Genomic DNA, 23601 nt, shown 5'->3' with positions numbered 1-23601 from the left:
ATCAATATGGCAAGAAAGGAAGCATCAGTAAAATCTGACAAGAAGCAAAAGGGTGTGAAGCCGCTATGGATTATCATCAGCTTTATCGTATTGATAGCGATTGTGTTGATACCAGTGAGCGGGATTCCGGTAATGGCTAAAATGTCACTTGCGATTTTAGCCTTTGCGGTCATTATGTGGGTGACGGAAGCGGTCTCTTATCCAGTATCCTCAACGATGATTGTAGCTTTGATCATACTATTATTAGGATTTAGTCCTGTACAAGATTTAGCAGAAAAACTAGGGAATCCTAAAGCAAATGGTGCCGCTTTACATGGTGCGGATTTATTCGGAACAGGCAATGCTTTGAAGTTAGCATTCAGTGGTTTCTCAACTTCAGCAGTTGCTTTAGTAGCAGCAGCACTATTCTTAGCAGCTGCCATGCAGATTACTAATTTGCATAAACGTTTAGCATTATTGGTCTTATCGATTGTGGGTAATAAGACTAATCGCATTGTGGCGGGTGCAATTATAGTATCTATTATTTTAGCGTTCTTCGTACCATCTGCGACAGCGCGTGCCGGTGCAGTTGTACCTATTTTGTTAGGGATGATTGCGGCGTTTAAAGCTTCTAAAGAAAGTAAGCTTGCAGGTTTATTAATTATCACTGCAGTACAAGCAGTATCTATTTGGAACATCGGTATTAAGACAGCAGCGGCTCAAAATATCGTTGCGGTCAACTTTATCAACCAAAGTTTTGGTCATGATATTTCATGGGGACAATGGTTCTTATATGCAGCACCTTGGTCTATTTTAATGTCGATTGCACTTTACTTCATTATGTTGAAAGTTATGCCGCCAGAACAAAAAGAAGTGAAGGGCGGTAAAGAATTAATTCAGAAAGAATTAAATAAATTAGGCCCAGTGTCACCACGTGAGTGGCGTTTGATTGTGATTTCTGTTTTATTATTATTATTCTGGTCAACTGAGAAAATATTACATCCGATTGATTCATCTTCAATCACTTTAGTTGCGATGGCAATTATGTTAACACCTAAAATTGGTGTGATGAGTTGGAAAGAAGCGGAGAAACATATTCCATGGGGAACAATTATTGTCTTTGGTATTGGTATCTCACTCGGAAACGTATTATTAAATACTGGCGGTGCGCAGTGGTTAAGTGATAAGACGTTCGGTTTAATGGGCTTACAACATTTACCATTGATTGCGACAATCGCATTGATTACTTTATTTAATATCTTAATTCATTTAGGTTTCGCAAGTGCAACAAGTTTATCTTCTGCTTTGATTCCAGTCTTTATTTCTTTAACAGCAACATTACATTTAGGCGATCAAAGCATCGGCTTTGTGTTGATCCAACAATTTGTAATTAGTTTCGGTTTCTTATTACCAGTAAGTGCACCACAAAACATGTTAGCTTATGGTTCAGGTACATTTACAGTTAAAGACTTCTTGAAAGCAGGTATTCCATTAACAGTAGTAGGTTATGTCTTGATTCTGATCTTCAGTTTCACATACTGGAAATGGTTAGGTTTAATATAAAATCATAATGAATTCAAAAAGACGATGGCATCAGGTCCATCGTCTTTTCTATAGAAATAACATGTAGGTTTTAGTGTTACCATACAAAGAAACACACATAAAGTGCTATATATTCTACGAACGTTAAAAGATACATATATTTCAAACGTAGTTTTACATTGAATGGTACTTCCCAATTCGGATACTTTTGTTCAAAATAAGCGATTTGAAGCAAGTAGATACCGATACCTAATGGCAGCAGCATTAAACCGATACTGACAAGAAATGAAAAACCAATCTCATGGATAAAGTGTCCGATAATCAATTGGATAACTATCAGTACCGCAATAAAAACAAGAAGTTGCATTGTCATTTTGCCATGCGCACTCCTTTCACCATGATCAATATCATTGCTTGTAGCAAGGTCATAACGAATAAGAAGAAAAGACCTTTCGCGTCTAAGAATTGAACAACATCTCTGATAATAGAAAGTGGTTGAGTGACTAAGTAGACACTATGGAATCTCAAGAATCGTCCCATCGCAATTCCTAAACTATTCGCAAACATTAAGCCAATGACGATAATGTAATTGAATAAAGGTTTATTGGTTAAATGGAATAACTCAATGTTAATCAAAATATAACAATAAACTGCAAAACAGACGCCACCGACTAAGAAGGTAAAGTACAACCATTCTATAGGTCTGACCCCTTCCATAATCGTAAATGCAAATTGATTAAGATGGATAAGGTCTGTCACCATATAAAAGGTATTCGGGAAGATTAAGACAAAGATTGCTGCGAAAACAATAAATAGCGGCCATTCGAAACGTCGCTTCGGTATAAATAACTTAAGTAACCAAACGAGTTCGAAAGGAATATATGCTAAGAATAAGTTTAATGCCATGAATTGGTAAAATTGATTTAAAGGCAATGTCAGCAGCATTAATATCACAAATAATATGCGTGCAATATAACGTGATTGCATTTCAAAGTCCTCTCTTTAAACATCCCTGTTAATGGATGGATTATCTGAAAACAACAATACTCGTGTTTCAGACGTATTTAGATGAATATATTACAGGTTTTCAGCCTAGATATCAATTAAAAGTATAGCATTTAAAAGACATGTTAAGCATAGAAAAAAGAAATGAGGGAAGAATTAGACTAAAATAATTCAATATTATTTGATTGAGCCGCAGAATAACTATGGTGTATAATAGGTAGTCACGAAAAATTTGACTGAATCAAACAACGCAATAAAGGAGGAAATCATGAGTAAGCAATTAATCACCTTATATTTTAATATTTTTCTAGTCTTCTTAGGTATCGGATTAGTTGTACCGGTGTTACCCGTCTATTTAAAGGACTTAGGTTTAAATGGAAGTGATTTAGGTATTCTTGTTGCGGCCTTTGCGTTAGCGCAAATGGTAATTTCGCCATTCGGAGGCAACTTAGCTGATAAATTAGGGAAGAAATTAATTATTTGTATCGGTTTAGTATTATTCGCTGTTTCTGAGTTCATCTTTGCGATGAGCAGCAACTATCCGCTTTTGATTGTTTCAAGAATTATCGGTGGTTTCAGTGCAGGTATGGTAATGCCTGGGGTTACAGGTATGATCGCAGATATCTCACGTCCTGAAGACAAAGCGAAAAACTTCGGCTATATGTCAGCAATTATTAACTCCGGATTCATTTTAGGACCTGGCTTTGGCGGCTTTATGGCAGAGTTCTCTCACCGTTTGCCATTCTACTTCGCTGGGAGCCTAGGTGTCGTAGCATTCTTTTGTTCTTTATTCTTTATCCAAGGTGCAAAACGCGAAACGACAGATGGTTTCCATACAGTTATCGAACCGCAAGATTTAGCTAAAATTAATATCAAAGCTTTTATTACCCCGGTAATCATTACGTTCGTTTTAGCATTCGGACTTGCAGCATTTGAAACACTTTATCCATTATATACTGCAGATAAAGCACATTACGCGCCAAAAGATATTTCTATCGCGATCACAGGCGGTGGCTTAGCAGGTGCGATCTTCCAAATCTTCTTGTTCGATAAATTTATGAAGTACTTTAAAGAATTAACATTTATACAATTATCACTGCTTTATTCAGCAATTATATTGTTTTTATTGATTGTTGCACATCATTACTGGTCAATTATGATTATCAGTTTTATAGTATTTATCGGTTTTGATATGATACGTCCAGCTATAACGAATTACTTCTCGAATATTGCGGGTAATCGTCAAGGGTTAGCAGGAGGCTTGAACTCTACCTTCACAAGTATGGGGAACTTCGCAGGCCCGCTCGTTGCAGGTACATTATATGATGTGAACTTAGAATTTCCATTGTATATGTCCGTGACAGTCATGTTATTAGGGATTGTGATTATTATGGTTGAGAAGACCATTAGAAAAAACAGAAAGTTGAAACAAAGTTAGAGTATGATATAGAAAGTGTGCTGTTGTGTTTGCAACAGCATGCTTTTAATATTTATTTATCTGAAAAATTTGAAAATGACATTGACGAAATGTGTCACTGGTGGTAACCTTAATACAATTCAATCAAATAGAACTCTTATCAAGAGAGGCGGAGGGATGTGCCCGACGAAGCCCAGCAACCATCGTGTAAACGAAGTGGTGCTAATTCACAAAAAGTCATAGACTTTTGAAGATGAGAGAAAGAATGAAAGCTTTCTCTTATTTTAATGAGAAGGCTTTTTTCTTTTGTTAAGGGTGATTTGATAAATATTACATAGGGATGGTGCAGTGGAAATGAAGAAAGTAAGTAGTTTAATCGGGTTATTGGTATTACTGGTCGTACTCGCAGCGTGCGGCAAAGGTGGAGACAAGGAGAAAATCACAGTAGCAGCTTCTCCAGCTCCGCATGGTGAGGTATTAGAACATGCGAAAAAAGCTATGAAAGATAAAGGGTATGATTTAGAAGTTAAAGTCGTTAATGATTATAAAGTACCTAATAAATTATTAGATAAAGGAGACGTGGATGCGAACCTTTTCCAACACGTTCCTTATTTAAAGGCTGAAAGAAAGTCACATGGTTATAAAATTGAAGAAGTCGGTAAAGTCTTCACAACACCAATGGGTGTTTACAGTAAAAAATATAAAAACATCAAAGATATTCCAAAAGGTTCAACAATCTATGTTTCAAACAACCCCGCTGAAGAAGGACGTTTCTTATCTTTCTTCGTTAATGAAGGCTTAGTTAAAATCAAAGATGGCGTGAAAATTGAAGATGCGAAATTCGATGACATTGTTGAAAATAAAAAAGATTTAAAATTCAATAATCAACAAGGTGCAGAATTCTTACCAAAAACATATAAAAGCGGTGAAGGTGCTGCTGTTATTATGAACTCAAACTATGCGATTGATAATGGTTTAACACCTTCGAAAGATGCGATTGTGATGGAAAATGAATCATCACCATTTGCGAATATTTTAGCAGTTAAAGAAGGTCATAAAGACGATAAAAAATTCCAAGAACTCATCAAAGTATTACAGTCTAAAGACATGAAAGAATTCATTAAGAAAGAATACGGTAAAGACGTAATACCATATGAAGCAAAGTAAAGGAGTCGAATGAATATGGCTAAATTAGGAATTATTGGTGTAGGACGTGTAGGCAGCCAAGTCTTAACTGATGCACAATATTTAGGGCACTTTTCAGAAATTGTCGTGATTGATACGAATGAAAACTTAGCACAAGGTGAAGTGTTGGATCATCATCATATACAAGGTTTGAATCATACACATCGCACAAAAATTCATGTAGGCAGTTATCAAGATATAGTGGATGCGGATGTGGTGATTGTGTCAGCGAGTGCGGCTTCGACACCAGACATGAAAGATCGTACCTTACTCACTAAAGCGAATAGCGTTATTGTGAATGATGTGTTTAGACAATTATCAGCTGTGACGAAAGAAGCTATCGTCATTTTAATTTCAAATCCAGTGGATGCGATGACGTATCTTGCACATCAAGCAGGCTACCCATCTGATAAAGTGATCGGTACAGGTACCATTTTAGAGTCAGCACGTTTTCGTACTTTAATTGCTGATCACTACAATGTGGATCCTAAAGATGTAGAAGGTTTTGTATTAGGAGAACATGGTTCACATTGTGTGCCAATCTGGAGTCGCGTGCGTATTCATGGGATTGAATTACCAGAATTTGAACAATTAACGGGTCATGCGCCAATTGACCGCGGAGCGATTTCTACGGCAATTGACGAAGTCGCGTTTGATGTCTTTAAGAAAAAAGGTTGGACAAACTCAGCGATTTCAAGAGCGGCTGTTCAACTTGCACAGTCGATTTTATTTGATGAACATAGTATTGAACCCGTCAGCGGATTAGTTCAAGGTGCTTATGGATTAGTCGATGGTGCATTAAGTTTATTGACACTAGTTGATAGAAACGGTGTGAAACAGCGTTTGCCGATTGAATTGTCTAATGAAGAACAAAAACAATTGGAAGCGGCACATAACTTCATTCAAACTGCGATTGAACAGGGCGAAGCGGCAATTCAAGCACAAGTATAACCGTTATATATACGAGCAATCTAACATCAGGTTGCTCGTTTTATTTTTGTAATAATTCTTTGATAATCATACTCAATCGTAATATATTGTCATACAAGACGCTGCTTTGTCATTTTATGAGTATGATAAAAAGAGAATATAATTTAATTTAACTTCTGAAAGACAGTTAACACACTATTGAAAGCTCTTACACAATTAAACATTAAACTGCTTCTTTTCGTGTCGGTTCTGTTACATATGTTACGTATATTACATTTGGTTTAAATAGCTTACTACCTACCAAAATGTCATGTTTTTTATGTTAATATTGAAATCACGAAATAGAGGTTAAGAGGTATTAGGAATGAGAGCGTTTATTTTATGGGTGTCCGCTGCCATTCTTTCATGTTGTTTGATTTTCTTATTAGTATTAGTCACAAATGAAAATGAACTCGCGAAATTCCAAAATGGAGTATCTACATTTATGCAAAGTGACAAACAGGTCTCATCTGATCATTCAGCCTCAGATGCACCGCCAACATATCGTAAAGCGGCAGGGGGACCATCAACACAACATGCAGACGCAGCGCATAAGAGTGAAGCTGAATCTAGTTCATTATTTGTGATTTCATTAACGTCCATCACAAATGAATTAAGCCATCAATGGCTTCAGCATTTTCCAAAACAAGGCAGTTATGACAACTGAACTCACTTATAGAGTTGAAGTTATGTCAGAACGCCTTGTTTTTTTATGTCATGATTTGTGTTCGCATGCTATATTAAGAGTGAGGTGAACGCAATGAAACAGAAGAAAACAAATGCGATGCGTATTTTAGATCGCGAAGGCATCGATTATGAAATGCGTACATTTAAAATGGGTAAAGATCATATTGAAGGACAAGAAGTCGCAAAACTAATTGATGCTAATCCGGATCAAGTGTTTAAAACACTCTTATTTATTAACAATAATCACGACCCGTATGTGTTTGTGATTCCAGTAGAACATCATTTAGATATGAAACATGCGGCACAAGCAGTAGATGAAAAGAAACTGCATTTGCTTCCGCTAGATGAGTTGACGAAAGTAACAGGTTATATTCGTGGCGGTTGTTCCCCAATTGGTATGAAACATCTATTTCCAACAGTGATTGACCAATCTGCGCAACAACATGAGAAAATATTTGTAAGCGGAGGTCTGCCTGGTGTCCAAATGGGTGTGAATGTTTCAGAATTAATTCAAGCAACGAAAGCAAAAGTAGCGGATGTTGCGACACATGAAGCAAATTAAGATGAGCAGTGTTGATGAGCATTTGCTCATCTTTTTTAATAGTTTATGATTGTTTTTGAATGATTTTGAAAGATTTTGATTGAAAACGATTAAGAAAGCGCTTATAATAAAGAAGAAATGAGGTGGCGATATGATAACGCAGAAACGGTTTGAACTAATCATACAACTATTAAAAGAAAAAGAATTTTTAACACTACAAGAAATAATTGATTTAACAGGATGCAGCGCTTCGACAATTCGCCGAGATTTATCTAAGTTACAAAAAATGGGTAAATTACAACGCGTTCATGGCGGTGCCACGCTCAAAACAACAGCCTTGAGTGAACCGAAAATGTCAGAGAAGAAAGAACGTAATTTACAAGAAAAACGTGAAATCGCAAAAATCGCAGCTGCACAAATTGAAGACCGTGATTGTATTTATATTGATGCAGGGACATCGACTTATGAAATGATAGAACACATTACAGCACAAGAAATTGTCGCAGTTACTAATGGATTAACCCATGTCGAAGCATTATTACAGCGTGGAATTAAAACGTTGATTATTGGCGGAGATGTAAAAGCAAGCACATTAGCTTCTGTCGGACCGCGAGCGATTGAAACTTTGAAACATTATCATTTTGATAAAGTTTTCATCGGCATGAATGGGATGAATACAGAAGGTAAATTGACAACACCAGATGAACAAGAAGCTTATGTGAAAGAAACTGCAATGAAAGTGGGACATCATATTTTCGTCTTGCTTGATAGTTCTAAATTCGGACCTACGTATTTTGCATGTGTCAATGTACCGAAAGATGTACCGTTTGAAATTTTGACTTCAGCAAAAGCGTTAAAACGTTCAGATATGAAAGCATATCGCAACCATTATTCGATAAGAGGAGTGTAATAAAGTGATCTATACAGTAACTTTCAATCCATCGATTGATTACATTATGAAAGTAGACACGTTTCAAGAAGGCGGACTTAACCGTGCGAAAGAAACGTATAAATTTGCAGGAGGCAAAGGGATTAACGTTTCGCGTGTGCTGAACACTTTAGAAACACCTTCGACTGCATTGGGATTTGTTGGTGGATTTCCTGGGAAATTTATCCAAGATGCTTTACAACAAGCTGGTATTAAAAATGATTTTATTGAAGTAGAAGAAGATACACGTATCAATGTGAAATTAAAATCAGGTCAAGAAACAGAAATCAATGCAGGTGGACCTACTATTTCAAATCAAGCGTTTGAAGCGTTATTAACACAAATTAAAAACACGAATGCTGATGACACTGTTGTTGTGGCAGGAAGTGTACCGAAAAGTATTCCTGATAATGCCTATGAACAAATTGCGAAAATCACACAAAAAACTGGCGCAAAATTAGTTGTAGATGCAGAAAAAGACTTAGTTGAGACTGTATTGCCATATAACCCGTTTTTTATTAAACCGAATAAAGATGAATTAGAAGTCATGTTTGATACAAATATCACTTCTGATAATGATGTAGTGACACACGGAAAAGCTATTCTTGATAAAGGCGCACAAGCAGTGATTGTTTCACTTGGCGGTGAGGGTGCAATTTACATTGATGCTGAACATTGTATTAAAGCTTCTGTACCAAAAGGCAATGTATTAAATACAGTGGGTTCTGGAGATAGTACTGTTGCAGGTATGTTAGCAGGTTTAGCACAAGGTTTTGATGTACATGAAGCATTTCGTAATGCCGCAGCCTCTGGAACAGCAACAGCATTCAGTCAAGATTTAGCAAACAAAGAAATGATAGAAAAAGTACGTTCTGAAATTGAATTAACGGACTTGAAATAGGAGTGAGAAAAATATGAGAATCACTGAATTATTAACGCGAGAGACAATCGCGATGGATTTAGATGCGACATCAAAAGAAGGTGTCATTGATGCTTTAGTAGATCAATTAGACCATGCAGGTATTTTAAGCGATGTCAAAGCGTTCAAAGAAGCGATTATGGCACGTGAAGGGCAAAGTACAACAGGTATCGGTGAAGGGATTGCGATTCCCCATGCGAAAGTTGACGCAGTGAAAAAGCCGGCTATTGCCTTCGGTAAATCAAAAGCCGGCGTAGATTATCAAAGTTTAGACGGACAACCTGCACACTTATTCTTTATGATTGCAGCACCTGAAGGCGGTGCACAAACACATTTAGACGCGTTAGCTAAATTATCTGGTGTCTTAATGGATGACGAGGTCAGAAAATCATTATTAAACGCAGAAACACCAGATGAAGTTTTGGCAATTATTGATCGTGCAGACGATGAAGCACCAGATGAAGAAGAGGAAACAGCGCCAGTTGAAGCGAATAAAGACGCTGAATCTGAAGAGCCATATGTTATCGGTGTGACAGCTTGCCCGACGGGTATTGCACATACGTATATGGCAAAAGATGCTTTATTGAAACAAGCGAAAAAAATGGGCGTCAAAATGAAAGTTGAAACAAACGGGTCAAGTGGTATTAAAAACCGTTTAACTACTGAAGATATTGATAAAGCACAAGGTGTTATTGTTGCAGCGGACGTGCATGTAGAAACAGATCGTTTCGATGGCAAAAACGTCGTAGAAGTTCCTGTTGCTGACGGCATCAAACGTCCAGAAGAATTAATCGACCTTGCTTTAGCAACTGACCGTACACCATTTAAAGCAAGAGAAGGCAGAGGTAAAGGTCAAGCAAGCGGTAAACAAGAAAAACAAAGTGTCGGCAAAACAATTTATAAGCACTTAATGAACGGTGTTTCTAACATGTTGCCACTTGTAATTGCCGGTGGTATTTTAATGGCAATTGTATTCTTGTTCGGACCAAACTCATTCGATCCGAAATCTTCAGAGTATAATGCATTTGCTGAACAATTGTGGAACATTGGTAAGAACAGTGCGTTCTACTTAATTATTCCAATTTTATCAGCATTCATCGCGCGCAGCATTGCTGAAAAACCAGGTATGGCAGCTGGTTTAGTCGGCGGTATGTTAGCAATGAGCGGTGACTCTGGATTTATCGGCGGTATTATTGCCGGTTTCTTAGCAGGTTATTTAACAGAAGGCATCAAAGTGATGACGCGTCGTATGCCACAATCACTTGAAGGTTTAAAACCAACATTAATTTATCCAATTTTATCTGTCACTATTACAGGTCTATTAATGGTTTATGTATTTAACCCACCAGCAGCTTGGGTGAACCATTTATTATTAAACGGTTTAAACAGTTTATCAGGAGCAAACATTATGTTACTTGGTTTAGTGATTGGTGCCATGATGGCTATTGATATGGGTGGTCCATTCAACAAAGCAGCTTACGTATTTGCAACAGCGGCATTAACCGAAGGTAACGCTGCACCAATTACAGCAGCTATGGTCGGCGGTATGATTCCACCGATTGCATTAGCACTTTCAATGTTGTTCTTTAAACGTAAGTTTACAAAAACACAACGTGGTTCAATTGTACCTAACTTTGTGATGGGTGCATCATTCATTACAGAAGGTGCTATTCCATTTGCGGCAGCTGACCCAATTCGCGTAATTCCGTCAATGATGATCGGCTCAGGTATCGGCGGTGCCATTGCACTTGGCTTAGGTTCATCTATCGGAGCACCGCATGGTGGTATCTTTGTTATCTTAGGTACTGACTTCTCCCATTCATTACAAACAATTCTAGCGATTTTAGTCGGCGCAGCCATCTCTGCAGTGATTTACGGTTTCATCAAACGTAAACCGACAGCAGACGAAATTGCCGCATCTGAATCAATGGATGAATAATGAGTTGAATTTTACGAGAATTTAGCGCATTATAGTAAAGGCGTGCTATTAGAAATGACACGCATCACGAATCTAATTTACTGTGGTAGGTAAATGTATATTCGAATAAACAGTTAAGAGAGAGACAGCCTGTTTATCGGGCTGACTCGCTTCTTAGCTGTTTATTTTTATTTGTAAAGAGGTATCATAAAATACCAAAAAATAACTTAAATTCAGTCTGAAAAAATTACTATTTGAATGGTGATTATGATATGATAATCTTGTTAGATTTTACGCTAGTTGGGAGGTGTCGCTGTGGAAATGGGAAGGATGAACTAGGCATTTGTCACTTTGCTCAAAACGATGCGCTAAACATCATTGCCGTACATAGCGGCATATAACTTGGAGGTGAATCCCTAGCAATAGGGAACTAATTGGATAGTACGACCATAATAAACTTGTTAATATTTATATTTTTAATCGCACTGACTACTGTGTTTGTTGGATCAGAATTTGCTTTGGTGAAAGTCAGAGCTACTAAAATTGAAGAAATGGTTGCAGAAGGCAACGGCAGTGCGGCTGTCGTCAAGAAAATGATTTCAAATCTTGACTACTACTTATCAGCATGTCAGCTCGGTATCACTGTTACATCTTTAGGACTAGGTTGGTTAGGTGAACCTGTCTTTTCTAAATTATTACATCCTATTTTTGAACTGATACCGTTACCCGATGCTTTGAATACAACCATTTCAATCGTTATTTCATTCTTAGTTGTGACATATCTGCATGTAGTATTAGGTGAATTGGCACCTAAAACATTTGCGATTCAGCACACTGAGAAAGTTGCGTTACTTTATGCACGTCCGCTTTACTACTTCGGCTTAATCATGAAACCATTAATTTGGTTAATGAATGGTTCTGCACGAATGATTATCCGTCTATTTGGTATTGATCCAGATGAAAACAATGACGCTATGTCAGAAGAAGAAATTAAAATGATTATCAACAACAGCTATAACAGCGGTGAGATTAACCAGACAGAACTTGCTTATATGCAAAACATCTTCTCATTTGATGAGAGACAAGCGAAAGATGTCATGGTCCCAAGAACACAAATGGTCACTTTAAATGAACCTTTTACTGTAGACGAACTATTAGAGACACTTAAAGAATACCAATTCACTCGTTACCCAATTACAGAAGACGGCGACAAAGACCATATCAAAGGTTTTATTAATGTGAAAGAATTCTTGACAGAGTATGCTTCAGGCAAACCTATCAAGATTGCAAATTATATTCATGAATTGCCATTGATTTCAGAAACAACACGCATCAGTGATGCATTAATCAGAATGCAACGCGAACGTGTACACATCAGTTTGGTTATTGATGAATACGGCGGAACTGCTGGTATCTTAACAATGGAAGATATCTTAGAAGAAATCGTGGGTGAAATCCGTGATGAATTCGATGATAATGAAGTGAATGATGTGATTAAATTAAATGATGACACATACCAAATCAATGGTCGTGTGTTGTTAGAAGATTTAACAGATCAATTAGGTATCGAGTTTGATGACTCTGAAGATATCGATACAATCGGCGGATGGTTACAAGCACATAATACAAACTTACAGAAAAATGACTACGTCGATACGTATTTTGATCGCTGGATTATTTCAGATATTGAAAATCACCAAATCATCACAGTCATTTTAAAATATGAATATAACGCTGAACGTCAGTCTCTTTCAGAAGAAGATGAAGACGATGACAACAATAATAAAAGAAACAAAAGAGATAAAAAAGATAACGATGAATAATCGTAATACTGTCAAATCCCTTTTAGACCGTACTTAAAGTACTAGGTTTAAAAGGGATTTTTTAATGTTTAGACACAAATCCGACATGAATTGAAGTTATAACTTAGTTAATAAATAGTTAATGGTATGATATAAATCGCTCATTTATAATAAGCTTAATCATTACAAAAATAAAATGAAATGAGGGTTTATGATGAATAGTAAAACATATTTATTAGCTACTACACTTTTAGCAACAAGTATTACTTTAGCAGGTTGTAACAATGAAAAAGATGAACAGCCAAAAGAAAAAACAGAACAGACATCACATGAACATAAACACGATCACCATAAAGTGCTGACAGGTGAATTTAAATCAGGTGAAGAGGAAGTGTCTGGTCACGTTAAAATCGAAAATCACCAAATTAAGTTAACAGATTTTAAATCTGCGAAAGGTCCAGATTTGTACGTCTATCTGACAAAGGATGGCAATATTAAAGAGGGCAAACAACTAGAAATGGTCGACTACAATAAACCAACACAAACTTTCGACATCAAAGACGCTGACTTAGATCAATATAATGAAGTGACGATTTATTGTAAGAAAGCGCACGTTATCTTCGGTGCCGCAAAAGTAAAATAGAAGGTTAAAGTGATAATTCAACGAGAAGAGAAGTGATTTCATGAAACATTATCTACGTACGATTGAACTCGTAATTTTATTTTTAATTCGTATTATAGCCGGCGGCTACATTTTAGCTCAAGGTTGGGAGAAGTTAACAGGTGGTTTTAAAATAGAACCGCTGATCCCAGTTGTGATTAAGAATGAAGATTCTCCAGTGTGGTTCAAACTCTTTTTTGAACACATCGTTGCGCACAGTGCTCCCGTCTTTAATGTAATTGTACCTTTAGGGGAAATTGCGATTGGTTTAGGGTTAATATTAGGAATTCTGTCACATATTGCAAGTTTCTTTGGCGCCTTTGTTATGCTAAATTATATTTTATCAGATATGATATTTACGTATCCTGTTCAATTAGCACTCTTTATTATATTGTTAATGAATAAAAACTTATTAAAACAAATTTCATTGAGTGCTGTAATCGCATATATTAAAGAAAAAGGTGATACAAGACGTGAACACAATTTTAATCGTTGATGATGAACAAGACATGGTCGTCATCTGCCAAACGTACTTCGAATATGAAGGTTATAAAGTATTAACTGCACATAATGGGGAAGATGCTTTGAACCAACTTGATCCATCAATTGATTTAATTATTTTAGACATCATGATGCCGAATGTAGATGGTTATGAAGTGATTAAGGAAATGAAACAACGACAACTGGATATTCCGTTTATTTATATGTCCGCAAAAACAAAAGAACATGACACCATTTATGCTTTGACTCTCGGCGCAGATGACTATTTAAAGAAGCCTTTCAGTCCAAGAGAACTCGTGTTACGTGCGAATAATTTGTTGAGCCGCGTTAAGCGCAGTCAGTCAGCACAAACAGCTTTAACTTTTGATACTTTAAAGTTGAATGATCAACAAAAAAGTGTGGAAATTAATGGTGCTGTGGTGAACTTGAGAATTAAAGAATTTGAATTGTTGTGGTATTTAGCAACGCATGAAAATCAAGCGATATCTAAATCGCAATTGTTAGAAGAAGTATGGGGTTATGATTATTACGAAGATGCAAGTACAGTCAATGTACATATTCATCGCATCAGAGAAAAGTTCGAACAATTTCATTTCGACGCTTACACGATTACCACAGTATGGGGTCTTGGTTATAAGTTCGAAAGGAAAGCAGACTAAATGTTTTCAATCAGAACACAAGTGATTATCGGAGTGTTATCTAGTGTATTATTGGCCTCTACCATCCTTGGTATTGCTTATAAACTGATGTTGTTCAATGGTCATACCACAGTGTTATTGACGATTAGCGCTATAGTATCGAGTTGTTTAACCTTATTCATCTGCAGTTTCTTTTTAACACCACTCGTTCAAAAGATTAAACATTTCAATGTCAGAACGAAACAATTCGCAGATGGTAATTACGAGATGGAACCTACGCAATTTACTTCACCGAGAGAAATTAAAGAACTGAGTCACTCTTTTAATAAAATGGCCCATGAGATTACCAAACAAATGGTCCAAATCAAGTCAGAACAACAAGAGAAGTATGAATTGATTCAAAATTTAGCACATGATTTAAAAACACCGCTCGCTTGTATTATTTCGTATTCAGAAGCATTAAAAGACGGTGTCGTTCACTCACAAATAGATCGTCAGGAAGCCTATGACACCTTAATCAAACAATCTAATCGCCTATCCAAAATGTTTGACGAGTTAACGCATGTCGCAACATTAGATGCTCCGAATACTTATGTAGTAGAAACAATTCAAATCGACCAATTATTATTGAATATACTAAATGGCTATGAACAACGTATGAAAATAGACAACAGACATTTAGAAGTGAAGTTTTGTGATAAGTTGGCACCTTTCAAACAATATCCGCAACCGTTAGAACGTATCATTACGAACTTAATTGATAATGCGATGAACTTCTCGCCATCAGGTAGTCCAATTTATATTTGTCTTGCTGAAAGCGAAAAACATATCCAAATTTACATCAAAGATAAAGGCATCGGAATTGCGAAAGCAGATATTAAGCGTATTTTTGAGCGTACTTTCAGAGTAGAAGATTCTAGAAATTACCATACAGGCGGTTCTGGTTTAGGGTTATACATCACACAAGAACTGGTGAAACAAATCGGCGGTACGATTCAAGTTGAAAGTGAACCTGAAGTAGGAACTACGATGATCGTATCTTTGCCAAAATTATAAAACAGTAGAAAAGAAAAGCGTAGAAAGTAAAAGTAAGTATTACAGATAAAAGATAAGAACTAATCCCTAATGAATTTGAAAAGAAAAAACAGACAAGGTTGAAGATATAATCACATCTTCAACCTTGTCTGTTTAGTTTTATAAGATATTCACGCTAAATATAAAGTTAAATTAGCTTTGTTGTAATTGTTCGCGACATTTTTCGAATAAAACGTGGTTTTCTAAATGTACGTGTTGTAATGTCGCATTTTCTAACGCAGCTAAACGAGTGTACACTAAACGCCATGTTCCGCAAGCTTCGATAGGCGGTTGGAAATCATTCGTAATTTCATCCATTCTACGTAACAAGTTACCTGTACTGTCATGATCTGCAGTTAAATCTTCGATAATAGCTTCTACGTTATCAACATTCTCACCATTCGCAAATGCGATAAGTTGAGGGAAGTCTTTTTCATCCTCTTTTTGTGTATGTTCTAACATATTGTTTTTAAATGTTGTATATAAATCTTTTAATTCTAACAAGAACTCATGACTTGGACCGTGAACTTTTGCGAGTTTAGTCACATAAGGTGTTAAGTTTTTGAACTCTTCTTTCATTGGTTCGTGGTATGCATCTTGGATGTATTGAATTAAAGAAGGGATGCTTAAATATTTAGGATTTAAGCCTTGTCCTCCGGCATTTTGTTTACTTGCTTCATCAAGTTCAGCTAATAAATCTTCTAAAACAACTCTTTTTTTATCTTTCGCAGCTTCTTCAATAGAAACTTGGCCGCCACAACAAAAATCTATACCAGAACGTTTGAAGGTATCAGCAGTTTTCGGATAGTCTGTCACAACGTTCGCTACAATATCAGTTTTAGTAATCATAATATACGCTCCTTTTCGACTCATCTCTATTATAAGAAGAATAGTGATAAATAAAAACAAAAAGTGTTCTAAATTAAAAGTATTATTGTAATCTTCATAAAAACTTCAAGAAAATTTATTATAAATTTACCCGTATAGAGATTAAAGTAACTCGAAGAAGGGGCGTTTATATTAAAATGCACAAGAAAAATATTACTTTAGATACTATAAGTGTAAATAAACCGTAAACCAATCATTTGTGACAAATTTCTGAATAATTGAAAATGATTCCCAATATCAGTAGATTAATGAAAAATATTAAGAAGGAGAGACCATACCGCTTATTAAAATATTTGTAGAACACAAAGTTTGCTTAACAATAAACATATTAAAATAAAACTAAAATCGAAGAAAACAACAATTTATGTATAAATACATTTATGACAAAATTAAGAACTAATCGAGAATGATATTTACTATCAATTGCAGTAGGCGTATTCTGAAGTTGAGAGTCGAAGTTACTGAGGAGAGAAATCGGGATGAAAAATCCATACAGTAGATTGTCGAAGGTCTTAGTAACAATTTTAGTCGTCGTATTCGGTGTTTTGCTAGCTGGTGGTTGGTTGATATTTAAAAATGAAGCGCCTCGTCCAACAAAAGTGGTGAATGAAAGTGGACAGACGGTCATTTCTAAATCCGAACTAATCAGTGGTCAAGCTATTTATGAAAAATATGGATTGACGGATTATGGTTCATATTTAGGAAACGGATCTTATTTAGGTCCTGATTATACTGCAGAAACATTGCATCATTATTTAAAAGGGATGCATTACTATTATGCTGAACATCTTTATGATAAACCTTTTAAACAATTAAACCAAATGCAGAAAGCAGGCATTGAAGACAAAGTTAAAAAAGAAATACGGGTGAATCGCTATTCAAAAGCTAAAGATGAACTTGTATTAACAGATGCACAAGTTGCAGGCTTGAATTATGTCAGAGATTATTATCATAAAGAGTTTGTGAATAATCCCAAGCAAGCAGGGTTACCACAAAATATGATTGATCAAATCAAGACAGATGATTATATGGTCAAAGGGAATAAAATTGAGCATTTGAGTGATTTCTTCTTCTGGGGTGCATGGTTATCTTCAACAGACCGTCCAGATAGAGATTTCTCATATACAAACAACTGGCCATTTGATGAACAAGCGGGTAATACAATGGCAAGTGAAGCATTGATATGGTCAGCAATTTCCGTTGCGATATTAGTCGCTGGTGTTGCGATTATTATTTACTTCCAAAGACGTTATCAATTCGACATGGAATCAACATATGATAGTGAACGTCGTTTACCTGAAATTAAAATTCAAGATACAATTTCATCAAGTCAGGCCAAAACAGCCAAATACTTTGTGATTGTGATGGTGCTGTTTTTAATTCAAATCTTATTAGGTGAATTAATGGCCCATTATTATGTGGAAAATGAATTCTTTGGTATTCCGCTTCAAAAACTATTCCCATTCAACATTGCGAAGACATGGCACTTGCAGTTGGTGATCTTCTGGGTGGCTACAACATGGCTTGCGACAGGGATCTATATTGTGCCGAGGGTGCTCGGTAAAGAGCTTAAACATCAAGGTAAATTAGTCGATATCTTATTCGTCGCATTATTGATTGTTACTGGCGGTAGTATGATAGGTGAATGGGGCAATATTCTTGGTTGGATTAACGATAAATGGTGGTTATTCGGTCATTTCGGTTGGGAATATATTGAGCTTGGTAAATTCTGGCAAATTTTATTTATCATCGGTATGGTGCTATGGATGATTATTTTAGCCAGAGGCTTCATCCCAGCGATTAAAGATGGCAGTGAACAACATCGTAAACGTTTAATCTTGCTCTTGTTTATTGGCGCAATCGCAATTCCAATGTTCTACTTAGCATCACTCTTTATTATGCCTAACTCACATGTCACTTTCGCAGATTATTGGCGTTGGTGGATTGTACACTTATGGGTAGAAGGCATCTTTGAAGCTTTTGCGGTTATTTTAATTGGTTTCTTAATGGTAGATATGAAATTAACGACAATACATTCTACAATTCGTGCATTGTACTTCCAAATCATTTTATTACTAGGTACAGGAATTGTAGGAATGGGGCACCATTATTACTGGCAAGGCGACCATTCAATTTGGTTAGCATTAGGTTCAAGCTTCTCTGCTTTAGAAGTTGTACCGTTATGTTTATTAATTTGGGAAGCTTACACCCATTATCGTGTTTATAAATTCAGTAAAATTGAATTCCCATACAAAGGTACATTCATCTTCTTAGCTTCTACAGGATTATGGAACGCAATTGGTGCGGGTGCACTAGGATTCTTGATTAATGCGCCAGCCATTAACTACTTTGAACACGGAACACAGTGGACATCTGCGCACGCACATGGCTCAATGGCCGGTGTGTATGGTATGTTCTCAATTGCGATTATGTTATATGTATTAAGAAGTATTACTAAACCTGAATTCTGGACGAAGAAAGTTGAAAAATGGATTTCTATTTCATGTTGGTTATTAAATATTGGTTTAGCTGGCATGGTTTTTATGACATTGCTTCCAGTAGGTTATATTCAACTTACAGATGCATTGAAACATGGTTACTGGCATGCAAGATTGACAGAGTTCTATCAAAAAGACTCAGTCTTTTGGTTATTATGGGGCAGATTGCCTTGGGACTTAATCTTCACAGCCGGTGTAGTTATTTTGCTTGTGATCACAGTTCGTGCAGTCATGCATCTTAAAAAAGTTAAAAATAATGAATATCAAAATAAAATCTGATAGACAGTAAATAGCTTTCACATAAGCGGAAAAAGTAAAAATAAGGACAGTACAGAGTTTCGCGCTCTGCACTGTCCTTTCGTTATATATGAACTTGAATTAAGTTATTTTAACGTACCGATTTTAACGTCATCAGGGTGCTTACCTTGGCGTAAGTCCTGATTTAACTGATCGATTTTTTTAACGTCTTTATCTCGTAATTCAAAGTCAATTGCTTCAAAGTTTTCGCTGATTCTTGAAGGAGTTTGAGACTTAGGAATCACAATTCTATCATGCATTAAATGCCAATTTAAGATGATTTGCGCAGGTGTTTTTTCATATTTTTCAGCTAGCTTTGCGATAACCGGATCTTCAAATAAACCACGTCCACGCATTAAAGGCATCCAAGCGGTAACTTTTATACCATGTTTATCACAGAAGTCTTGTAAGTCTTGTTGGTTTAAGTATGGGTGGAATTCGATTTGGTTAACCGCCGGCACAATTTCAGTATGTTCCATTAATTTTTCTAAGTGATGTTGTTGGAAGTTGCAGACACCGATTGCTTTAACGCGTCCTTCTTTATAAAGTTCTTCCATTGCTTGATATGTTTCAATAAATAAGCCGTCTGCCTCACATGGCCAATGAATTAAAAACATATCTAAGTAATCTACGCCAAGATTTTCTAATGATTTCTCAAAGTAAGCTTTTGTGCTGTCATAACCTTGATAATCATTCCACAGCTTTGACGTAATAAAGAGGTCTTCGCGTGGAACTTTGCTTTTTTTAATTGCTTCGCCTAATTCCTTTTCATTGAAATAGAAATAAGCTGTATCGAAAGCACGATAACCTGAATCTTCAGCAGCTTTTACAGCAGATTCCATATGTGTTTCATCAATTTTGTAAACTCCTAAGCCTATACGGGGGATTTTAACATCGTTATTCAACTTTACTTTCTTTTTCAAGATGATTCGCACTCCTTCTACTTTTTCTTCATTGTATCAAACAAAAGATATGTAATACTATTAAAGAGAAAATGATGTGCAATTAAATTAAAGGTTATTTAATAAAATGAAACAAAAAACAGCAACACCATTCAAATGAATGATGCTGCTGCAAGTTAGTAATTAATACTCATTAAGTATTAAGTCTTATTTTCTTTTGTTTTTGTGGATTGCACCCAAGATTAATGAAAGGATTACAATTAATAAAATTGTACCGATTAACGCTGGGAAGATCGCAATGCCACCTAATGATGGACCCCAACTACCTAAGATTGCTGAGCCTAACCATGCGCCGACAATACCAGCGATGATGTTACCTAAGATTCCTCCTGGAATATCTTTACCTAAAATTGCGCCGGCTAACCAACCGATTAGGCCTCCGACGATAATCATTAATATTAATCCCATAATAGTAGCCTCCTAATTCAATACTGACAATACTTTTTTATTGTGCTTGTTATTTAATACCACTAATTCGTATAGAATAATCATCATTAATCAAAATTATTGTAGAAAGGTTTTGTCCACAACATAAATAAAATTAATATTAAGTAAATAATTAGGTAAACATACCAAAAAGGAGTTAATAAATTCATTACAAGGAATGAAATGATAATTAACAGTGTGCCGATTGTTAGTGATTTAGGTTTGCTTTTCATAAAATAACTACGAAAAGTTGTGTCTTCTGAACTTTGAAAGATGGTTAAGAAGATGAAAGATGCGCCGATTATGAAGAAAACCGGTGCTAAATATGGAACTGACATATAATAGGATTTCTCACTTGTATTGAATACGATGAATAAAGAGAGACTCAATAAAGTGAAGACTATAAAGGCCATAAATTTTTGAGTTTTAAAGGTAATGGGTTTAAACTTTCGATCAGTCAACAGCGCAAGTAATGTCCAGATTAGTATAAAAGCCACCATCGCATGCGAAATAAAATCAAACTTTCCGATAACGATAAGATTAATCACACTGTTTATAGAAACTGCAATAAGAATCGTACTTAATTTGACTTGATTGTTAGAATGTAAATACATATCAATCAAAATGGAAGCTGATATAATCGCAATGTTGATAATTATGTAGATGAGCATAGGGTGCGTCTCCTGACTTCTAATATTCACTGGAATATTATACCAATTTCAGTACATTTAAGCATTTGAAAACACTTTAAAATTAAAAAAGCTCGGGCATTCTGCAGCCCGAAACTTATACACCTTTCATATTACTCCAAAGTAAAGTATGCAATTGTGGTAAAACATAGACTTGGTTCATATCATTGCTTTGCATAACCTTATCTACAAGATTTTCGTAACGTTCAAGCAAACGTGCTGTATGATTTTCTACTTCATCATCTAAGTAAGGATTACCGACTTGTAAATAAAATGGGAGATCTGGATAACGATGATGTATATATTTAGCGAATTCATAGTCGTCATCATCAAAAACGACAACTTTAAGATTTAATGTTTCTTTAACACATTGTTCAATTACTTCATCAAGTATTTGTATATTTGGTTTCATACCTGAGCTCGGTGGTTTAGGACTGATTGTTAAATCATTGATTTGGCGCATCCACGGTTGGAAACGACTTCCTTGTGTTTCTAATGCACTTTCAATGTTCTTTTCTTCAAAGAGATACACTAAATCTTGAATACCTTTAATTAATGCAGGATTACCGCCTGAAATTGTGACATGATTAAAGCAATCGCCGCCGATTTCATAAAGTCGGTCATAAATTTCTTCTGCAGTCATCATTTGAATTTCATCTTTCATACTGCCATCCCAAGTGAAACTGGAATCACACCAGCTGCATCGATAATCACAGCCAGCAGTTCGTACGAACATTGTTTTACGTCCGATGACACGGCCTTCACCTTGAATGGTCGGTCCGAAAATTTCTAATACAGGAATTTTAGCCATGACGGAACTCCTTAGGACGATAAACCACATAGCTAGATGGAGTTTCACGTAAATAGACTTGTGCACATTTTGGACGGTTCGGCTGTTTCTCTAAAATTTCTTCTGTAAGTTGGCAAATAGTTTGTGCGACCACTTCAGTAGATGGCATTTTATCTTTGAACTGCGGTAAATCATTTAATAAATAATGATCGAACTGCTCATGAATTTGTTTTTTTAACGCTGCAAAGTTGATTAAGAAACCGCTATGATTAAGTTCGTCACCAACGATAGTTAAATTAACGAAATAAGTGTGACCATGCGTACGTACACATTTACCTGCATCTTCGCAAGGGATGTAGTGTGCAGCTGCAAAATGGAAATCTTTATTTAATTCGAAAGCATAGGGATGGGCAACTGTTGGATAAATTTGTTGTAACAAAATCAGTTCACTCCTTTTTCTGCTAAATAAGCATTTAAACCACGTGCGCGTAATTGACAAGCCGGACATTCACCGCAGCCATCTGCGATAATCCCGTTATAGCAAGTCAATGTGTTATATCTTACATAATCTAAGACGCCAAGTTCGTCACTTAATGCCCAAGTTTCTTTTTTGTCTAACCACATTAATGGTGTATGAATGACAAAGTTTTTATCCATCGATAAATTCAATGTGACATTCATGGATTTCACAAAATCATCGCGACAGTCTGGATATCCAGAAAAGTCTGTTTCACAGACACCTGTAATAATGTGACGTGCTTTAATCTGATAAGCTAACGCGCCCGCAAACGATAAAAATAATAAGTTACGTGCTGGAACGAAGGTGTTTGGTACACCATCATCAGTATCTTCAATTTGTAAATCATGTTGAGTTAACGCATTCGGTGTGAGTTGAGATAATAAAGACATGTCTAAAATGTGATGTTTTAATCCTTGTTCTTGTGCGATTTGTTTAGCGACTTCAATTTCAGTATCGTGACGTTGACCGTATTGGAAAGTCACAAGTTCTACTTCTTTGAATTTTGCTTTCGCATAAAAGAGACAAGTCGTACTGTCTTGTCCGCCGCTGAAAACGACGAGTGCTTTATCATCATCAAGTTTATGGGGTGCCATAAGTCAATCTCTCCTTTAAAGTGATGACCTAGCTCGATCAATAAAAAAACTCGAACGCTAAAGTGCGTGTATCTTGATGATTCAAAATAACGCTTTTAGGTTCGAGTTGATATAGACAATGACGTAGTATATTGACTATCTCTATAAAAGATAGACGATTGAAAGTAAAAGT

The 23601-nt window shown here is 36.0% G+C and carries 23 protein-coding genes and 1 riboswitch; of the genes, 15 read left to right on the top strand and 8 right to left on the bottom strand.

Translation table 11 applies throughout. The features are described 5' to 3' along the window. Window positions 1-6 precede the first annotated feature (6 nt). Window positions 7-1542 carry an SLC13 family permease gene (locus tag KRR19_RS05240; RefSeq protein WP_023015417.1) on the top strand — a complete coding sequence of 512 codons (1536 nt, stop codon included), beginning with the start codon at window positions 7-9 and terminating at the stop codon, window positions 1540-1542. 76 nt (window positions 1543-1618) lie between these two features. On the opposite strand, the gene KRR19_RS05235 is transcribed toward KRR19_RS05240, so the two are convergent. Beyond that, complete coding sequence (locus KRR19_RS05235; RefSeq protein WP_023015416.1) at window positions 1619-1894, bottom strand: hypothetical protein; 276 nt, start codon at window positions 1892-1894, stop codon at window positions 1619-1621. Further along, window positions 1891-2508 carry a DUF1361 domain-containing protein gene (locus KRR19_RS05230; RefSeq protein ID WP_002481484.1) on the bottom strand — a complete coding sequence of 206 codons (618 nt, stop codon included), beginning with the start codon at window positions 2506-2508 and terminating at the stop codon, window positions 1891-1893. The genes KRR19_RS05235 and KRR19_RS05230 overlap by 4 nt, the downstream gene beginning before the upstream one ends. 286 nt (window positions 2509-2794) lie before the next feature. On the opposite strand from KRR19_RS05230, the gene norA reads away from it, so the two are divergent. From norA to KRR19_RS05165, 13 genes are all read left to right on the top strand, one after another. Then, window positions 2795-3964 carry a multidrug efflux MFS transporter NorA gene (gene norA, locus KRR19_RS05225; RefSeq protein ID WP_156666942.1) on the top strand — a complete coding sequence of 390 codons (1170 nt, stop codon included), beginning with the start codon at window positions 2795-2797 and terminating at the stop codon, window positions 3962-3964. A gap of 133 nt (window positions 3965-4097) precedes the next feature. Beyond that, window positions 4098-4203: riboswitch (SAM riboswitch) on the top strand. A gap of 94 nt (window positions 4204-4297) precedes the next feature. Then, on the top strand, window positions 4298-5110 hold the full coding sequence (locus KRR19_RS05220; RefSeq protein WP_002481486.1) for a MetQ/NlpA family ABC transporter substrate-binding protein: 813 nt from the start codon (window positions 4298-4300) through the stop codon (window positions 5108-5110). 15 nt (window positions 5111-5125) lie between these two features. Then, window positions 5126-6079, top strand: coding sequence for a lactate/malate family dehydrogenase (locus tag KRR19_RS05215; RefSeq protein WP_002481487.1), 954 nt, complete (start codon window positions 5126-5128; stop codon window positions 6077-6079). Window positions 6080-6422: 343 nt separating this feature from the next. After that, window positions 6423-6764 (top strand): hypothetical protein, encoded by a 342-nt coding sequence (locus KRR19_RS05210; protein ID WP_002481488.1) that lies wholly within the window; start codon window positions 6423-6425, stop codon window positions 6762-6764. Window positions 6765-6857: 93 nt separating this feature from the next. Next, window positions 6858-7346, top strand: coding sequence for a Cys-tRNA(Pro) deacylase (gene ybaK, locus KRR19_RS05205; protein WP_002481489.1), 489 nt, complete (start codon window positions 6858-6860; stop codon window positions 7344-7346). A gap of 130 nt (window positions 7347-7476) precedes the next feature. Further along, complete coding sequence (locus KRR19_RS05200) at window positions 7477-8235, top strand: DeoR/GlpR family DNA-binding transcription regulator (RefSeq protein ID WP_002481490.1); 759 nt, start codon at window positions 7477-7479, stop codon at window positions 8233-8235. Window positions 8236-8239: 4 nt separating this feature from the next. Next, the gene (pfkB, locus tag KRR19_RS05195) at window positions 8240-9154 is read left to right on the top strand and encodes a 1-phosphofructokinase (protein WP_105978130.1); all 915 of its coding nucleotides are present in this window, start codon (window positions 8240-8242) and stop codon (window positions 9152-9154) included. Between the two features lie 13 nt (window positions 9155-9167). After that, on the top strand, window positions 9168-11111 hold the full coding sequence (locus KRR19_RS05190; RefSeq protein ID WP_070848291.1) for a PTS fructose transporter subunit IIABC: 1944 nt from the start codon (window positions 9168-9170) through the stop codon (window positions 11109-11111). A gap of 413 nt (window positions 11112-11524) precedes the next feature. Continuing rightward, window positions 11525-12913 (top strand): hemolysin family protein, encoded by a 1389-nt coding sequence (locus KRR19_RS05185; protein ID WP_002481493.1) that lies wholly within the window; start codon window positions 11525-11527, stop codon window positions 12911-12913. Between the two features lie 193 nt (window positions 12914-13106). After that, the gene (locus KRR19_RS05180) at window positions 13107-13535 is read left to right on the top strand and encodes a DM13 domain-containing protein (protein ID WP_002481494.1); all 429 of its coding nucleotides are present in this window, start codon (window positions 13107-13109) and stop codon (window positions 13533-13535) included. A gap of 40 nt (window positions 13536-13575) precedes the next feature. Beyond that, window positions 13576-14049: a DoxX family membrane protein gene (locus KRR19_RS05175; RefSeq protein ID WP_105978131.1), complete on the top strand. Its 474-nt coding sequence runs from the start codon at window positions 13576-13578 to the stop codon at window positions 14047-14049. A gap of 13 nt (window positions 14050-14062) precedes the next feature. Then, window positions 14063-14713: a response regulator transcription factor gene (locus KRR19_RS05170; RefSeq protein WP_253901111.1), complete on the top strand. Its 651-nt coding sequence runs from the start codon at window positions 14063-14065 to the stop codon at window positions 14711-14713. Then, window positions 14714-15748, top strand: a complete 1035-nt coding sequence (locus tag KRR19_RS05165; protein ID WP_070462504.1) for a HAMP domain-containing sensor histidine kinase — start codon at window positions 14714-14716, stop codon at window positions 15746-15748. A 171-nt stretch (window positions 15749-15919) separates the two neighbouring features. Here the strand turns inward: KRR19_RS05165 and scdA are convergent, their stop codons facing one another. Next, window positions 15920-16615: an iron-sulfur cluster repair di-iron protein ScdA gene (gene scdA, locus KRR19_RS05160; RefSeq protein WP_216733505.1), complete on the bottom strand. Its 696-nt coding sequence runs from the start codon at window positions 16613-16615 to the stop codon at window positions 15920-15922. Window positions 16616-17127: 512 nt separating this feature from the next. Between scdA and KRR19_RS05155 the strand changes: the two genes are divergently transcribed. Further along, window positions 17128-19431 carry a nitric-oxide reductase large subunit gene (locus KRR19_RS05155; protein ID WP_216733516.1) on the top strand — a complete coding sequence of 768 codons (2304 nt, stop codon included), beginning with the start codon at window positions 17128-17130 and terminating at the stop codon, window positions 19429-19431. A 104-nt stretch (window positions 19432-19535) separates the two neighbouring features. Here KRR19_RS05155 and KRR19_RS05150 read toward each other — a convergent pair whose 3' ends face one another. The 5 genes from KRR19_RS05150 to queC all read right to left on the bottom strand — a co-directional run bounded on the left by KRR19_RS05150 (window position 19536) and on the right by queC (window position 23429). After that, window positions 19536-20375 carry an aldo/keto reductase gene (locus tag KRR19_RS05150; protein WP_372510758.1) on the bottom strand — a complete coding sequence of 280 codons (840 nt, stop codon included), beginning with the start codon at window positions 20373-20375 and terminating at the stop codon, window positions 19536-19538. A 183-nt stretch (window positions 20376-20558) separates the two neighbouring features. Next, entirely contained in the window at window positions 20559-20822 is a 264-nt protein-coding gene (locus KRR19_RS05145) for a GlsB/YeaQ/YmgE family stress response membrane protein (RefSeq protein WP_105978134.1), read from the bottom strand. 801 nt (window positions 20823-21623) lie between these two features. Continuing rightward, a complete protein-coding gene (gene queE, locus KRR19_RS05140; protein WP_105978136.1) occupies window positions 21624-22337 on the bottom strand; it encodes a 7-carboxy-7-deazaguanine synthase QueE in 714 nt (237 codons plus the stop codon). Continuing rightward, entirely contained in the window at window positions 22330-22755 is a 426-nt protein-coding gene (queD, locus tag KRR19_RS05135; RefSeq protein WP_156666935.1) for a 6-carboxytetrahydropterin synthase QueD, read from the bottom strand. Before queD ends, queE begins: the two co-directional genes overlap by 8 nt. A gap of 2 nt (window positions 22756-22757) precedes the next feature. Next, window positions 22758-23429, bottom strand: a complete 672-nt coding sequence (gene queC / locus KRR19_RS05130; RefSeq protein ID WP_002481505.1) for a 7-cyano-7-deazaguanine synthase QueC — start codon at window positions 23427-23429, stop codon at window positions 22758-22760. Between the last annotated feature and the right edge of the window lie 172 nt (window positions 23430-23601).

The organism is Staphylococcus sp. CWZ226, from assembly GCF_018986355.1.
Lineage (GTDB): Bacteria > Bacillota > Bacilli > Staphylococcales > Staphylococcaceae > Staphylococcus > Staphylococcus simulans.
Note: the sequence above shows the minus strand (reverse complement) of the source record. Positions and strands in the feature narration are given on the sequence as shown.

Excerpts from the sequence above, each read along its gene's own strand:
- KRR19_RS05240 (WP_023015417.1), top strand. The coding sequence starts at position 7 with ATGGCAAGAAAGGAAGCATCAGTAAAATCTGACAAGAAGCAAAAGGGT.
- KRR19_RS05235 (WP_023015416.1), bottom strand. The coding sequence starts at position 1,894 with ATGACAATGCAACTTCTTGTTTTTATTGCGGTACTGATAGTTATCCAA.
- KRR19_RS05230 (WP_002481484.1), bottom strand. The coding sequence starts at position 2,508 with ATGCAATCACGTTATATTGCACGCATATTATTTGTGATATTAATGCTG.
- norA (WP_156666942.1), top strand. The coding sequence starts at position 2,795 with ATGAGTAAGCAATTAATCACCTTATATTTTAATATTTTTCTAGTCTTC.
- KRR19_RS05220 (WP_002481486.1), top strand. The coding sequence starts at position 4,298 with ATGAAGAAAGTAAGTAGTTTAATCGGGTTATTGGTATTACTGGTCGTA.
- KRR19_RS05215 (WP_002481487.1), top strand. The coding sequence starts at position 5,126 with ATGGCTAAATTAGGAATTATTGGTGTAGGACGTGTAGGCAGCCAAGTC.
- KRR19_RS05210 (WP_002481488.1), top strand. The coding sequence starts at position 6,423 with ATGAGAGCGTTTATTTTATGGGTGTCCGCTGCCATTCTTTCATGTTGT.
- ybaK (WP_002481489.1), top strand. The coding sequence starts at position 6,858 with ATGAAACAGAAGAAAACAAATGCGATGCGTATTTTAGATCGCGAAGGC.
- KRR19_RS05200 (WP_002481490.1), top strand. The coding sequence starts at position 7,477 with ATGATAACGCAGAAACGGTTTGAACTAATCATACAACTATTAAAAGAA.
- KRR19_RS05190 (WP_070848291.1), top strand. The coding sequence starts at position 9,168 with ATGAGAATCACTGAATTATTAACGCGAGAGACAATCGCGATGGATTTA.
- KRR19_RS05180 (WP_002481494.1), top strand. The coding sequence starts at position 13,107 with ATGAATAGTAAAACATATTTATTAGCTACTACACTTTTAGCAACAAGT.
- KRR19_RS05175 (WP_105978131.1), top strand. The coding sequence starts at position 13,576 with ATGAAACATTATCTACGTACGATTGAACTCGTAATTTTATTTTTAATT.
- KRR19_RS05170 (WP_253901111.1), top strand. The coding sequence starts at position 14,063 with ATGGTCGTCATCTGCCAAACGTACTTCGAATATGAAGGTTATAAAGTA.
- KRR19_RS05165 (WP_070462504.1), top strand. The coding sequence starts at position 14,714 with ATGTTTTCAATCAGAACACAAGTGATTATCGGAGTGTTATCTAGTGTA.
- scdA (WP_216733505.1), bottom strand. The coding sequence starts at position 16,615 with ATGATTACTAAAACTGATATTGTAGCGAACGTTGTGACAGACTATCCG.
- queE (WP_105978136.1), bottom strand. The coding sequence starts at position 22,337 with ATGGCTAAAATTCCTGTATTAGAAATTTTCGGACCGACCATTCAAGGT.
- queC (WP_002481505.1), bottom strand. The coding sequence starts at position 23,429 with ATGGCACCCCATAAACTTGATGATGATAAAGCACTCGTCGTTTTCAGC.